Below are 13,942 nucleotides of genomic sequence, written 5' to 3'. Positions count from 1 at the left end.
ACGCTGACGCAGAATCCACCCGGGGAGGACCATCTTCATGCGCAAGCTTTGGACCGTGCTCGCAGCGCTGGCGACATTGAGCCTGACCAACTGCGGCTACAACGCGATCCAGACCAGTGACGAGCAGGTCAAGTCGAGCTGGTCGGAGGTGGTGAACCAGTACCAGCGGCGCGCCGATCTCGTGCCCAACCTGGTCAACTCCGTGAAGGGCTTTGCGCAGCAGGAGAAGGACGTGCTGCTCGGCGTCACCAACGCGCGCGCCAAGGTCGGCAGCATCCAGGCAACGCCGGAGGTGCTCAACGACCCGGCCGCGTTCCAGAAGTTCACGCAGGCGCAGGGCGAACTGACCAGCGCGCTGTCGCGGCTGCTGGTCGTCACCGAAAACTATCCGCAGCTGAAATCGGACGCGCTGTTCCGCGACCTGATGGCGCAGCTCGAGGGCACCGAGAACCGCATCACGGTGGCGCGCAATCGCTACATCAAGGCAGTGCAGGACTACAACGTCGGCATCCGCACCTTCCCGAACAATCTGACAGCGATGGCGTTCGGCTACAAGGAGAAGCCCAACTTCACGGTCGACAATGAAAAGGAAATATCGACCGCGCCGAAGGTCGATTTCAATAATCCGTCACCGGCTCCCGCGCCGTCGAAATAGCGCCGGCGCGCGCGCATCGCGATGACCGCCGCACGCGTCATCCTGCTCGCCTTCCTGCTGGGCTTCGTGTGCCCGGCATGGGCCGAGGTCGCAGTGCCTCCGCTCACCGGCCGCGTCGTCGACCAGACCGGGACGCTGTCGGCGAGCGATGTCGCCTCGCTCACCGACCGGCTGAAGGATCTGGAAGCCCGCAAGGGCAGCCAGATCGCGGTCTTGATCGTGCCGAGCACGGGCGAGGAAACCATCGAGCAGTTCTCGATCCGCGTGGCCGAGGCCTGGAAGATCGGGCGCAAGAAGGTCGACGACGGTGCGCTCCTAGTCGTCGCCAAGAACGACCGGCACTTGCGCATCGAGGTCGGCTATGGCCTCGAAGGCGTGCTGAGCGATGCCGTCACCCATCGCATCATCGACGAAGACATCACGCCGAAATTCAAGGCCGGCGATTTCGCTGGCGGCATCTCGGCCGGCGTCGACCGGATGATCCGCCTGATCAATGGCGAGCAATTGCCGGCGCCGGAGCCCGAGCATTGGCAAGGGCCGAACCTGGTCGACTTCGCCAATCCGGTGACGATCTTTATCGTCATCATCGTGGCCGGCGTGTTGCGCGGGATACTGGGGCGGTTGTTGGGCTCGGTCGCGACCGGCGGTGTCGTCGGCGTCTTCACCTGGATGGTAGCCGGCTCGCTCGCCACGGCGCTGGTGGTCGGCCTGTTCGCCGCCGTCGCGGCGCTGATCTTCGGCGGATTGAACTTCGGCGGTCCGACGGCAGGCTCGGGACCGTACCGGCGCGGCGGCGGGTATTCCGGCGGCGGGGGCTGGAGCAGCGGCTCGAGCTCGAGCGATAGCGGCGGCTTCAGCGGCGGAGGCGGCAGCTTCGGCGGCGGCGGCGCCTCGGGGAGCTGGTAGGCATGGGCATCAAGCGCATCGGCAAGCATCTGCTCGAGCACCGCTGGCGGGTGCGGCGTGATTTTCCGCCGCGCGTGCTCGACGCCATCGAGCGGGCGATCAAGGCCGGTGAGGCCACTCATTCCGGCCAGATCCGTTTCGTCGTCGAGGGCGCGCTCGACGGCGTGCCGCTGTTCCGCAATCAGCCTGCGCGGGAGCGCGCGCTCGACGTGTTCTCGCATTTGCGGATCTGGGACACCGATCACAACAATGGCGTCCTGATCTATCTGTTGCTCGCCGACCGCGACGTCGAGATCGTCGCCGACCGCGGCATCGACGCGAAGGTCGGCCATGCCGGCTGGGAGGCGATCTGCCGCACGATGGAAACGGATTTCCGGGCCGGCCGGTTCGAGCAGGGCGTGATCAAGGGGATCGAGGCGGTGTCGCGCGAGCTGGCAAAGCATTTCCCGCCACCGGCCGGCCCGAACGAGCTGCCGGACAAGCCGGTGGTGATTTAGGGACTGAGTGGTCGGGTGCTCTTCATCCTCCCCTGGAGGGGGAGGATCGACGCGAATGCAATGAGCGGCGAGGTGGGGTGAAGGTCTCTCCGCGTGAACGCTACCCGAGGGGAGAGATCACCCCACCTCGGTTCGCATTGCGCTACGCTTCATGCGAACCGATCCTCCCCCTCGAGGGGAGGATAAGACGACCGCCTTTTACGCCTTCACCGATGCCCGCGCGCCGACGCGGTTGAACCAGGCGACGATGTTGGCGTTCGACTGGTCCAGCGGCTGGCCGACCTGGTTGCCGAAATCGAGCCAGCAATAGAGCAGCATGTCGGCGAGCGTGAAGCGCTTGCCGCAGATGTAGTCGCGGCCGTCGGCCATCTGGTCGTCAAGCCATTTGATGCGGTTGGCGGCGATCATCTTCAGGCCGGGCGAGGCTTCGGGCGCAACGGGAATGCGCTTCTCGAAGAATTTCAGCGCTTCGCCGAAGCGGTAGCCGTTGGCGAGCGGCTCGGCGATGTTGAGATCGACGCGGCGCGTCCACATCCGGCATTCCGCGCGCTCTTCCGGCGTGGTGCCGATCATCGCGGGCGAGGGGTGCTTCTCCTCGAGATATTCGCAGATCGCCGTGATCTCGGAGAGGTAGTTGCCGCAGTCGAGCTCGAGCGCCGGCATCTGGCCGTGCGGATTGCGTTTCAGGTGTTCCGTCTCGCGGTTCTCGCCCTTGCGCAGGTCGACGGCCTGTTTGGGTATCTCGATGCCCTTCTCCGCCATGAACATGCGCACGATGCGCGGATTGGGTCCGATCGAGTCGTAAAGCTTCATGATCCTCGCTCCCTGTTTCTTCAACGTTGTTGTTGCCGCTGTTGAACAGGCCGGGCGCGGATTTGTCAAATGTGAAGGCGCTCGGTCGCCCGAACGTCATTGCGACCCGTTGGCTCGCAACGACGGGGAGTCACTGAGCTCAATCGTCGAGCTTGTTGAGGTCGCGCACCGACTGCATGATCGGCTCGAAATTCGAGCGCGCATCGAGTGCATCGAACAGTTGCGCGGTGTCCTCGAGCAGGCCGTGCGAGCGCTGCAGCGCGATCCGCACATCGTCCTGTGGCGTGTCGGACAGCCGGCCATGTCCCGACAGCAGGATCTTCGAGTTGAGGCCCTTCAGCCGCTCCAGCGACTGGATATAGTCGGCGATCGAGCCGGAGCCGAACACGCCGCCCATCACGCCGCCGGGCATCAGCGTGTCGGCGGCGAACAGCAGGCCCTTGTCCTGGTCGAACAGCGTGATGCAGGCCGAGGTGTGGCCGGGCGTGTACATCACGTTGAGGCGGAAATTGCCGAGGTCGATCAGGTTGCCTTCCTCGAGCCAGATGTCGATATCGATCGGCACGTTCGGCTCGTTGAACATCTTGCGCAGCATCGAGAAATCGTCGCGCAGCATGATCTTGTTGGCGGCGAGCCGGTGCGCGGCGACGTAGGCGCTGCCGTGGAAATGGTACGCCGCGCCGATGTGGTCGAGATGCTCATGGCTCAGCACCACCATGTCGACCATCTCGGGCGTCACCCCGAGATGGTTGAGACAGGCGACGAGCGACGGATAATTGCTCGACAGTCCGACGTCGATCATGATGGTCCGTTTGCTGCCGCGCACCAGATAGGCGTTCGCCGCACGGTTCTTGAAGCGGATCTGATAGACGTCGTCGGCGGCCTGGATCAGCGTTGCGACCTCGGCGTCGAACAGCGTCTTGAACGGGCTTGGCTTGCGGTCGCTCATGGGGTTGCCGCCGTCCGGTAAGTGACCGCGTTGGATGCGCGCAGGCGCTTCGAGAGCGCATCCATCACCATCAGCGCGAACGCCGGCTGCTGGCTGACCAGATAGACGAAGCGGGCGTGGTTGATCCGCATCACCCGCGTTGCGGGCGCGGAGGCGATGGCGGTCGCCGAGCGCGCCGAGCCGTCGATCACGGCCATCTCGCCGAAGAACTCGCCCTTGCCGAGGCTGACGATAACAGTCTTGTTTCCGCGATCGATCTTGGCGATGTCGACCTTGCCGTCGAGCACGACAAACAGCTCGCGGCCGGTCGAGCCTTCCTCAAAGATGACGTCATCGACACCAAATTCCTTGATGCATTTCTCGATCGTCATGGCGCTCTCCTGCCTTCTGGCTGGAAGATGACGGTATGTTAATCGGGAAAGCGCCGCGCGCAAACGGAAGCGGCGCAGATTGCCGCAGGGCAGCATCGCCTAAATCCGGCCCGGAAAACTCCCTAAAATTTAGGTAATGGCGGAGCGGGGTAACCATTTCGCAAGCAATAAAAGTCACCGAATTGTCAACCTAGTCTGGAGACTTTGAACGTGAGTGAGCAGCAGAGCGAGCCGGTCAGCGGTCAAACCGGCGCCGAAATGGCGGCGAAAAGCGAGCCCGTGATGGCCGCGACCGGTGTCGAAGCTCCCCGGCTTGCGCCCGAGCAGGAAGAGACGTCGCCAAAGGCGGACGCGCCCCGGATGGACGCGCCCAAGGTTGAACCCTCGAAGGTTGAACCCTCAAAGGTTGAACCGCCCAAGATCGAGTCCATGATCGAGCCGAAGGTCGAGGCCAAGGTCGAGCCGACCAATATGGACGTGCCCAGGGTCGCGACCGGCAAGCGGGAAGAGCCGCATTTTCCGGGCAAGCTGATGATCATGGCGCCGGGTGACCGCACCTGGGACCATGAGGCGACCGCATCCAGGCCAGGCGCCGAACAGGCGGCCAAGGCGGCAGGCAAGCCGGCCGGCACGCGCCGGATCGGCGCGATGGCCGCGGTGATCGCGCTGGCGACCGTGGCCGGCGCCATCGGCGGTGCGCTCGCGACCGCGGGGCTCGGCCATCTCGCCGCCCCCGCTGCTGCCTCCGTCAGGGATGTGGCTGCCAAGGACGCCGCCGCCAACAAGGAGGCGGCCGATGCCGCGCTCGCCCGGATCGAATCCGAGGTCGCCGCGCTGAAGGCCAGCGTCGAGCAGACCGCCAAGGCCGGCCAGGCCCAGTTCAGCAAGACCAATGACCGGATCGAGAAGGTCGAGAAGGCCCAGGCCGACCCGATGGCCAAGCTCAACAAGCTCAGCGAGGCGGTCGACAAGCTCCGCGCCGCGCCGCAGACCACCGTCGCCGCGGCGACGCCCGCCCGCGAGGTCACGGGCTCGATCACCCCGGCGACTGCCGCGGCGGCGCCGGCCGCCCCCAGGCCAGAGGTCGGCCGCCTGCCGGTGGTCGACGGCTGGTCGCTGCGCGACGTCGGCAATGGCGGCGCGCTGATCGAAGGCCGCGGCGGCATCTACGAGGTTTACGCGGGCGACCCCGTCCCCGGTCTCGGCCGCGTCGATGCCATCCGCAAGCAGGACGGCCGTTGGGTGGTCGTCACCAGCAAGGGCCTGATCGTTTCGCGCTGATCTCCGCAACCCGACAACACCAAGGCGCTTCACCACGATGTGAAGCGCCTTTTTTTCTTGAATAGGGTTTGCCGCGCGGTGTTAGTGGGGGCATGAGCCGCGCGCTGAAATGCCTTCTGGTGATGTCCGTTCTGCTCTGCGGCGCCGCGCCTGGACGTGCCGCCGAGGATCGCGCGCTCGAGCGCGGCGCGGCGGTTATCGATCCCGCCATTCTGCGCGAGCTCGATCACGGCCGCTTCAACCTCGGCCGGATGCTCGCGCCGAAGCGTTCCGCCGACACGCCGCTGTCCAGCCGTGATCTGTTCGGGCTCGCCGCGATGGTTCCGGTGCGCGAGGCGCTGGATCGCGAGTTCGATCGCTATGTCGCAAAGCATAAAGCAAGCCTGCCGAATGAGAGCATCGGCATCGGCGACGGCTTCGCGTTTCAGCTGTTCGATCGCGCGCTACTTGAATCCTCCGACGTCCGCTTCGTGCTGTCAGGCATCGTCAACCGCATGGACCGCGCCTATGTGGCGCCGAAAGATTGCGGCGAGATCCGGTTGATCTACCGGCTGACCCGTACCGATGTGTCGCCGATCGGCGAGAAGGCGGTGTCGCAGCGGCTGCCGATGACGCTGAACCTCGTGCTGAAGGCGAAAGGCGACGGCAACGACGCATCGCTCGGCTGCCGCGAAATCGCGCGGCGCTGGCTCGCGACCGGCAGCGCGCCGCCGGCGATGGAGAAGTTGCTCGGCAAGGATGGTCCGCTCGACCTGATCGATGCGCGCAATATCGATCGTATCGAGACCAATCTGCAGATCGCGCACGCGCCGAAATCCGCGGTGCGCGATTTCCGCACCGACTATCTGCTCAAAGTGTTCGATTATGACGGCGTGGCAAAACGGTTTGCCGAAGCGCCGCTGGAGAACCAGATCGATCGCGACCGTATTCTGGCGGACGGGGCACTGAGGCGCGACTTCAAGGCGTGGTTGCTCGATCCCAAACATCTTGCCGAGCTCGATCGCGGCACCTTGCTGATCCCCGATCGCTTCCTCGCGACCGTAGCGGTCGCGCCGACGCCGACTGGTTTCGATGTCAGCGAGCTGGAGCCCGAATTCGGCATGGTGCAGGGTGAGGGCACGGCCGGCAATGCGGTGTTCTCCGATGGTGACGTCGTCGGCGCCCTGCAGAAGGCTGCGGCCGACGGAACGAAGCTGCAAAACATCCAGTCGCTGGCCGGCTTCGAGCGGCGCCTCAACGATGTCACCTGCGCGGGCTGTCACCAGACCCGCGGCATCGGCGGCTTCCATTTCCCCGGCGTCGACTGGATGGCGGCAAAGCCGTCGAACTCCACCGTGGTGCCGGCCTCGCCGCATTTCTTCGGCGACCAGCCTCGCCGCCGCGATATCCTCGCAAGCTTCCGCGACGGCAAGGCGCCGGACTTTTCGCGCGGCTTCTCCAACCGGCCGCAGCAGCGCGGCAGCGCGGAACTTGCCGGCACCGAATACAGCGACGGCTGGGGCGCGCATTGCTATCTGCCGGGCGCGAGGCCCGCCGAGACCGACCGCAGCTTCCGCGGCTGGACCTGCGCCGACGGCCTTGCCTGCCAGGTTGCCGGGAAGGCCTCGCGCATCGGCATGTGCTTCGTGAAGGGCCGGTGATTTCCGCCGGAACCGAAGCCGCTGCGCGTCATTATTCGATGCTACATTCCACGTTGCGACCATGCCCCGAACAGCCCAGCCTTGAGCGGAGACCGGCCGATGAGTGCTCCCGAGGACGACAAGCAGCGCGACCGCGAGATCGCGGCCAACGAGGCCGAGCGTCAGGCGGTCAGCGCCGTCCGCGTCAGCAGCTGGGCGATCGGGCTCGCGGTCATCCTCGGCATCATCGTTGTGGTCCTGGTCTGGGCCTGGATGAAAAGATAGCTTTCTAGGCGTTGGATGCCTGCGATGGAATGCTCGCTGACCTAGTAGATGGGGTAACGGGCCGGCCGCCCGCTCGCTACGGCGCAATTTGGAAGCGCGCTCGCGAGCGGCCTGTTGGTTGGAAGGCGGTCGTCCCTCAAACTGATGGTGTTCAACGGAGTCGGGCAAGCCCGCTCCAAGCATCATTAAGGGACGACCATGTACCACTATGCAGGAATTGACGTGTCTTTGGAATGCTCGAGCGTTTGCCTTGTCGATGGGACAGGCAAGATTTTGCGCGAGACGAAGGTTGCGAGCGAGCCGGCGGCGCTGATCGCCTGGTTCCGGTCGCTGGGTCTGGTACTGGAACGGATCGGGCTGGAGGCAGGCCCCTTGTCGCAATGGCTGTATGCGGGTCTGCGAGACGCAGGGCTTGCGGTCGAGCTGCTGGAAACGCGGCACGTTCGCGAAGCCTTCAAGTCGATGCCGGTGAAGACGGACCGCAACGATGCCCGCCGGATCGCGCAGTTGATGCGGCTCGGCTGGTTCCGGCCGGTGCACTGCAAGTCGGTCGCGGCGCAGGAGACCCGCGCCATCCTGACGGCGCGCAAGCTGCTGCAATCCAAGCTTCGCGATGTCGAGAACAGCCTGCGCGGCATACTTCGCGGTTTTGGCCTGAAGGTCGGTGCGACCACCGAGCGCACGTTCGCCGGACGCATCCGCGAGCTCGTGACCGGCCATCCCGGACTGGAGTTGGTCGCGGCGGCGCTGCTCCAAGCCCATGCGGTGCTGCTGCGGGAGTTCAAGAGCCTGGACAAGCACACCCAGAAGCTCGCCAGGACGCATCCATCCGCCAAGCTCCTGATGACAACGCCGTCCGTTGGTCCGATCGTGGCGCTCACCTATGCCGCGGCGATCGACGACCCGAAGCGCTTCCGCTCCTCGAAGGCCACGGGAGCCCACTTTGGGCTCACCCCGAAGAAGTACCAGTCCGGTGAGACCGACTACACCGGCCGCATCAGCAAGATCGGGGATGCCTCCGTGCGCGAGGCACTCTACCAGGCAGCTCACGTCATGCTGACCAAGCCGGTCAAGAATTGCTCGGCATTGAAGAGCTGGGCGATGCGGATCGCCCGGCGCGCAGGCATGCGCAAGGCCAAGGTAGCGCTGGCTCGCAAGCTCGCCGTGATCCTGCATCGCATGCTCGCCGACACCAAACCGTTCAACCCGATGACCAAGGCCATCTAGCCAGGAGCAGCAATCGGTTCCGGGCGGGCCACGACACCAGGCTCTCCCCGAGCGAAGTCCCTCCGCTGGGACGATGGATCCGGTCAGGCCGCCATCCGGGAAGTGGCTCACGACCACGCAATCCGTAGATTGGCCGGCCGGCTCCTCAATGCACCCCATCAGGCGACGGCCTTCGCGCCGATCCCGTACAGAAGCAAGTGCCCGGCGAGTGGATGACGCGAAAAGGGATTGACTAACCAAGGCCCGTTACAGAAGCCCGGATGGAGCGAAGCGAAATCCGGGATTGCGTGATCCGATTGCGAGACTTGTCCCGGATTTCGCTTCGCTCCATCCGGGCTACTCACGAAGGTGGTTAGTTCGCTACGCCACCGCGCCCGACGCGCGCAGCTTCTGGATCGTGGCCTCGTCGTAGCCGGCCTGGCGCAGGATCTCGTCGGAATGCTCGCCGACCTCGGGCGGTTTGCGCGGCTGCACCTTCCTCGCGCCGTCGATGAAGATCGGGCTGTTGACGGTCAGCATGGTGTCGTTCTCGAAGCGCACCAGCACCTCGTTCTCGATCATCTGCTTGTCGTTCGGGATGTCGTCGAGGATGCCGACGACGCCGAACACGAGACCGTTGCCGTCGAGGATCTTGCGCCATTCGGCGAGGTCCTTGCCGGCGAACACCTCGTCGAAGATCTTGATCAGCTCGACCGAGCGCGCATGGCGGTCCGCCTTGGTGGCGAAGCGCGGATCGGCGACGAGATCCTCGCGGCCCATGCAGCGCGCCAGCGTTGGCCATTGCCGGTCTTCGTTGAGCAGCGACAGGATCAGCCAGCGGCCGTCCTTGCACTTATAGTGGTTGGTGACCGCGTTCAGCGCCTCCTCGCGCGGCTTGCGCTTCTTGAACTTGGCGCCGGCGAGCTTGGCCTGCGCCAGCACGCCATTGGCCCAGACGCCGTTGGCCATCAGATTGGTCGAGACGTGCGAGCCCTTGCCGGTCTTCTCGCGCTGGAACAGCGCGGTGACGATCGCGCCGTAGAACGCCATCGCGCAGGGGTGATCGCCCATGCCGGCGACGGAACGGGCCGGCGTGGTCTCCTCGTCGGCGCGCACGAGATCCATTAGGCCGGAGCGGGCCCAATAGGCGTTGGAGTCGAAGCCGGGCTTGTTGGCCTCTTCGCCCTTCTCGCCATAGCCGGTGAAGGACGCGTAGATCAGCCGGTCGTTGAGATGGGCAAGATGGTCGTAGGTGATGCCGAGCTTTGCGCGCACCTGCGGCGGCATGTTGGTGATGAACACGTCGGCCTCGGCGACGAGCTTGTACAGCACCTGCTGCGCGTCAGGCTTGGTGAGGTCGAGCGCGAGGCTCTTCTTGTTGCGGGCCTCCAGCATCCACGCGAAATTGTGCTCGCTCGATGGATAGCCGGGCAGATTGGGCAGATTGCGATAGGGATCGCCGGCGCCGGGCGGCTCGATCTTGATGACGTCGGCGCCGAAGTCGGACAGCACGGTGGCGGCCGCGGGTGCCGCGATGAAGCTCGCGCAGTCCAGGACCTTGAGCCCGTCAAAAATGCCTTTTTCCATCGTGCCGTCGCTCCCGTGGCGCTTGTTGGTGTTTTTCCGGTAGCTGGAATTATCGCAAGCAATGATCCCGATCGGACCGCCATTTGACCCATCTGGGGGGCACGATGCAACCAAGTCATTCCGGACCTGGCGCCCATGCACCATGCCGGAATGACATGTCGGTGATGAGTATTACTCCACCCCCGCCATCAGCGCCGCATTGCCGCCCGCGGCGGCGGTGTTGATGGTGATCGTCTGCTCGGTGGCGAAGCGCGCGAGGTAATGCGGGCCGCCGGCCTTGGGGCCGGTGCCGGACAGGCCGCTGCCGCCGAACGGCTGCACGCCGACCACCGCGCCGATCATGTTGCGGTTGACATAGATATTGCCGACCTGGAGGCGGTCGATCACGTGCTCGATCGTGTCGTCGATGCGGGAATGGATGCCGAGCGTCAGCCCGAACCCGGTCGCCTCGATCGCACTCAGCACCTCGCCGAGCTTGTCGGCGCGGTAGCGCACCACATGCAGGATCGGGCCGAACACCTCTTCCTTCAATTGCCCGGCCGCCGACAGTTCGAAGATGTGCGGCGCGACGAAATTGCCTGATGGCGCCTCGCCGGCGAGATGCACGCGCGCCTCCTGCTTCATTTGCGCGATATGCGCATCGAGCCGCTGCTTGGCGTCGGCATCGATCACCGGTCCGATATGCGTCGACGGTTCGGAGGGATCGCCGATCTTCAATTCGCGCGCGGCGCCCGCGATCATCTCGATCATGCGGTCGGCGACGTCGTCCTGCACGAACAGCAGCCGCAGCGCCGAGCAGCGCTGGCCGGCGGAGCGGAACGCCGAGGTCACGACGTCATCCGCGACCTGCTCGGGCAGCGCGGTGGCGTCGACGATCATGGCATTGATGCCGCCGGTTTCGGCGATCAGCGGCACGATCGGGCCGTCCTTGGCGGCGAGCGTGCGGTTGATCGACCGCGCGACCTCCGTCGAGCCGGTGAAGACGACCCCGGCGATGGTGGGATGCGCCACCAGCGCGGCGCCGACCGCGCCGTCGCCCTGGATCAGATGCAGCGCCGATGGCGGCACGCCGGCCTGATGCAGCATGGCAACGGCTTCGGCTGCGATGCGCGGCGTCTGCTCGGCCGGCTTTGCGATCACCGCATTGCCCGCCATCAATGCCGCCGTCACCTGGCCGAGGAAGATCGCGAGCGGGAAATTCCACGGCGAGATCGCGACGAACGCGCCGCGGCCGTACAGCTCCAGCACATTGCTTTCGCCGGTCGGGCCCGGCATCGTCTCGCCTTCGCCGAACAGCTTTTGCCCCAGCGCGGCATAGTAGCGGCAGAAGTCGATCGCCTCGCGCACTTCCGATACCGCATCATCGAGCGTCTTGCCGCCCTCGCTTTGCAGCAGAGCGAGGAAGTGGGCGCGGCGCTGCTCGAGCAGCTCCGCGGCCTTGTCCAGGATCGCCGCACGCTTTATGGCCGGCGTGGCGTTCCAGGCCTTGAAGCCGCGGCGCGCCGCGGCAACGGCGGCATTCGCCTGCTCGGTGGTTGATGGCGTGACGGAAGGCGAAGCCTTCCGTTCGGCCGCGATCGCCGACGTCAGCGCGCCGAGCGCCTTGCGTTCGCCGAATTCGATGCCGTGCGAGTTCTCGCGCTGCGGCCAATAAAGCTCGGCCGGCAACGGAATCGCGGAGTGCGACGCCTTGTCGTCGGTGCCGACGATCTCGGCCGGGCGGCGCAGCAGGTCCACGATGGACACGCGATTGTCGGCGGCCAGCGCCACGAAGGACGAGTTGGCGCCGTTCTCGAGCAGCCGCCGCACCAGATAGGCGAGCAGGTCGCGGTGGCTGCCGACCGGCGCATAGGTGCGGTGGGCGATCTCGGGCCTGTCCTCGCCGAGCTGGGCGTAGAGCGCTTCGCCCATGCCGTGCAGCCGCTGGAATTCGAAGCTTGAGGGATCGTCGGCGAGTTCGAGGATGGTTGCGACCGTCAGCGCGTTGTGGGTGGCGAATTGCGGAAACAGCCGAGGCCGCAGCGCCAGCAGCTTGCGCGCGCAGGCGACGTAGTTCAGGTCGGTCATCGCCTTGCGGGTGAACACCGGATAGCCATCGAGCCCGCGCTCCTGCGCGCGCTTGATCTCGGTGTCCCAATAGGCGCCCTTGACCAGGCGCACCATCATCCTGCGATCCAGCGCGCGCGTCAGCGCATCGACATAGTCGATGACGTCGGCGGCGCGCTTCTGATAGGCCTGGATCGCGAGGCCAAAGCCGCTCCAGCCGGCGAGCGAAGGGTCGGCGAATGCGGCGGCGATGACGTCGAGCGACAGCTCCAGCCGGTCGGCCTCCTCGGCATCGACGGTGAAGTTGAGGTCGAACGCCTTGGCGCGGCGCGCGAGATCGACCAGTTGCGGCACCAGCTCGGTCATCACCCGCGCGTGGCTCACCGCCTCGAAGCGTGGATGCAGCGCGGAGAGTTTCACCGAGATGCCGGGCCGGTCGGGCAGGGGCTGATCGCCGGCCGCCTTGCCGATCGCCTCGATCGCGCGGGCGTAGGATTCGAAATAGCGATGGGCATCGTCGGCGGTGCGCGCACCCTCGCCGAGCATGTCGAACGAATAGCGCGAGCCGCGCGCCGTGTGCGATTGCGCGCGCGACAGCGCCGCCTCGATGGTCTCGCCGAGCACGAAATGGCTGCCCATCAGCCGCATCGCCTGCCGTGTCGCGGCGCGCACCGCCGGCGCACCGAGTCGCTTCGTCAGCCGCCCGATCGTGCCCTGCGGCGTCTCGCCGGGCTGGATCACGCGCGCCGACATGCCGAGCGCCCAGGCCGAGGCGTTGACCAGGAACGCGCTCGATCTGGTCTCGTGGTTGACGAAGTCGCCCTGACCGAGCTTGTCCTCGATGAACTGGTCGGCGGTACGCGCGTCCGGCACCCGCAGCAGCGCCTCCGCCAGCACCATCAGCGCCAGCCCTTCCTTGGTCGACAGCGCGAACTCCCGCAACATGTCCTCGACCCCGCCGAGCGGATCGTCATTGGCCCGGATCGCCTCGATCAGGCGCGTCGCGGTGCGGTCGATCCGTGCCTCCGCCTCCGCGCCGAGCGTCGCGTCCTGGCGCAGGCGGGCGGCGATGGCGCTGTCGTCTGGCGCATACGGCGCGCTGAACGGGGGCGGGAGCGGCAACGGGTCTGGCATGGCGGTTCCTTGAGATTGTGTGGGAACACGTACGCGCTAGCGAACCGTAGTTCGATAGACAAATTAGCAGATTTGCCTTAGAAAATCAGGATCAATTCGAGAATTACCATAGATATGACAGAAATCGACAAGACTGACCGCAAAATCCTCTCGATCCTGCAAGGGGATGGCCGGATTGCCAATGTGGAGTTGGCGGAAAGGATCGGCCTGTCGCCGACCTCGGTCGGCGAACGGTTGAAGCGGCTGCAGCGCGACGGCTTCGTCGAGGGCTATGGCGCCCGGCTCAATCCGCACCGGCTCGGGCTTGGCCTGCTGGTGTTTGTCGAGGTGCTGCTCGACAAGACCACGCCCGATGTATTCGAGAAGTTCGCCAGGGCGGTCCAGACCGCGCCGGAAGTGCTCGAGTGTCACATGGTGGCCGGCGGCTTCGACTATCTGGTCAAGGCGCGGGTCGCCAACATGACCGCCTATCGCAGGTTTCTCGGCGAGACCCTGCTGGCGCTGCCGGGCGTGCGGGAAACGCGAACCTACGCGGTGATGGAGGAAGTCAAGCGCGACGCGCCGCTGCCGGTCTGATCCACAGCCATGCGCCG

At 65.7% G+C, this 13,942-nt stretch carries 13 protein-coding genes; 8 read left to right on the top strand and 5 right to left on the bottom strand.

What is annotated here, in order from left to right; genetic code table 11:
• Positions 1-37 precede the first annotated feature (37 nt).
• From ACVMB1_RS24180 to ACVMB1_RS24170, 3 genes are read left to right on the top strand one after another with little or no spacing between them, the layout of a single operon-like run.
• Positions 38-655 (top strand): LemA family protein, encoded by a 618-nt coding sequence (locus ACVMB1_RS24180; protein WP_028334935.1) that lies wholly within the window; start codon positions 38-40, stop codon positions 653-655.
• A gap of 21 nt (positions 656-676) precedes the next feature.
• On the top strand, positions 677-1,561 hold the full coding sequence (locus ACVMB1_RS24175) for a TPM domain-containing protein (RefSeq protein WP_076830712.1): 885 nt from the start codon (positions 677-679) through the stop codon (positions 1,559-1,561).
• A gap of 2 nt (positions 1,562-1,563) precedes the next feature.
• A complete protein-coding gene (locus ACVMB1_RS24170) occupies positions 1,564-2,058 on the top strand; it encodes a TPM domain-containing protein (RefSeq protein WP_057019261.1) in 495 nt (164 codons plus the stop codon).
• Between the two features lie 198 nt (positions 2,059-2,256).
• On the opposite strand, the gene ACVMB1_RS24165 is transcribed toward ACVMB1_RS24170, so the two are convergent.
• The 3 genes from ACVMB1_RS24165 to ACVMB1_RS24155 form a co-directional block, all read right to left on the bottom strand.
• Positions 2,257-2,871, bottom strand: coding sequence for a glutathione S-transferase family protein (locus ACVMB1_RS24165; RefSeq protein WP_076830713.1), 615 nt, complete (start codon positions 2,869-2,871; stop codon positions 2,257-2,259).
• 139 nt (positions 2,872-3,010) lie between these two features.
• Positions 3,011-3,820, bottom strand: a complete 810-nt coding sequence (locus tag ACVMB1_RS24160; RefSeq protein WP_057019263.1) for an MBL fold metallo-hydrolase — start codon at positions 3,818-3,820, stop codon at positions 3,011-3,013.
• Positions 3,817-4,191 carry a Crp/Fnr family transcriptional regulator gene (locus tag ACVMB1_RS24155; RefSeq protein ID WP_018273297.1) on the bottom strand — a complete coding sequence of 125 codons (375 nt, stop codon included), beginning with the start codon at positions 4,189-4,191 and terminating at the stop codon, positions 3,817-3,819. Before ACVMB1_RS24155 ends, ACVMB1_RS24160 begins: the two co-directional genes overlap by 4 nt.
• A gap of 204 nt (positions 4,192-4,395) precedes the next feature.
• On the opposite strand from ACVMB1_RS24155, the gene ACVMB1_RS24150 reads away from it, so the two are divergent.
• From ACVMB1_RS24150 to ACVMB1_RS24135, 4 genes are all read left to right on the top strand, one after another.
• Positions 4,396-5,472, top strand: a complete 1,077-nt coding sequence (locus tag ACVMB1_RS24150; protein ID WP_076830716.1) for a hypothetical protein — start codon at positions 4,396-4,398, stop codon at positions 5,470-5,472.
• Between the two features lie 92 nt (positions 5,473-5,564).
• Positions 5,565-7,112, top strand: a complete 1,548-nt coding sequence (locus tag ACVMB1_RS24145; RefSeq protein WP_076830718.1) for a hypothetical protein — start codon at positions 5,565-5,567, stop codon at positions 7,110-7,112.
• A 99-nt stretch (positions 7,113-7,211) separates the two neighbouring features.
• Complete coding sequence (locus ACVMB1_RS24140) at positions 7,212-7,376, top strand: hypothetical protein (protein ID WP_168855758.1); 165 nt, start codon at positions 7,212-7,214, stop codon at positions 7,374-7,376.
• Between the two features lie 198 nt (positions 7,377-7,574).
• Positions 7,575-8,603, top strand: coding sequence for an IS110 family RNA-guided transposase (locus ACVMB1_RS24135; RefSeq protein ID WP_057016162.1), 1,029 nt, complete (start codon positions 7,575-7,577; stop codon positions 8,601-8,603).
• Between the two features lie 360 nt (positions 8,604-8,963).
• Here the strand turns inward: ACVMB1_RS24135 and ACVMB1_RS24130 are convergent, their stop codons facing one another.
• Both ACVMB1_RS24130 and putA read right to left on the bottom strand, forming a co-directional pair.
• A complete protein-coding gene (locus tag ACVMB1_RS24130; RefSeq protein WP_057019265.1) occupies positions 8,964-10,169 on the bottom strand; it encodes a CaiB/BaiF CoA transferase family protein in 1,206 nt (401 codons plus the stop codon).
• A 171-nt stretch (positions 10,170-10,340) separates the two neighbouring features.
• Positions 10,341-13,349: a bifunctional proline dehydrogenase/L-glutamate gamma-semialdehyde dehydrogenase PutA gene (gene putA / locus ACVMB1_RS24125; protein WP_076830721.1), complete on the bottom strand. Its 3,009-nt coding sequence runs from the start codon at positions 13,347-13,349 to the stop codon at positions 10,341-10,343.
• A 114-nt stretch (positions 13,350-13,463) separates the two neighbouring features.
• On the opposite strand from putA, the gene ACVMB1_RS24120 reads away from it, so the two are divergent.
• The gene (locus ACVMB1_RS24120) at positions 13,464-13,925 is read left to right on the top strand and encodes an Lrp/AsnC ligand binding domain-containing protein (protein ID WP_038386239.1); all 462 of its coding nucleotides are present in this window, start codon (positions 13,464-13,466) and stop codon (positions 13,923-13,925) included.
• Positions 13,926-13,942 lie beyond the last annotated feature (17 nt).

The sequence above is a fragment of the Bradyrhizobium sp. USDA 4504 genome (assembly GCF_054063995.1).
This window is presented reverse-complemented; position numbering and strand designations above follow the sequence as displayed.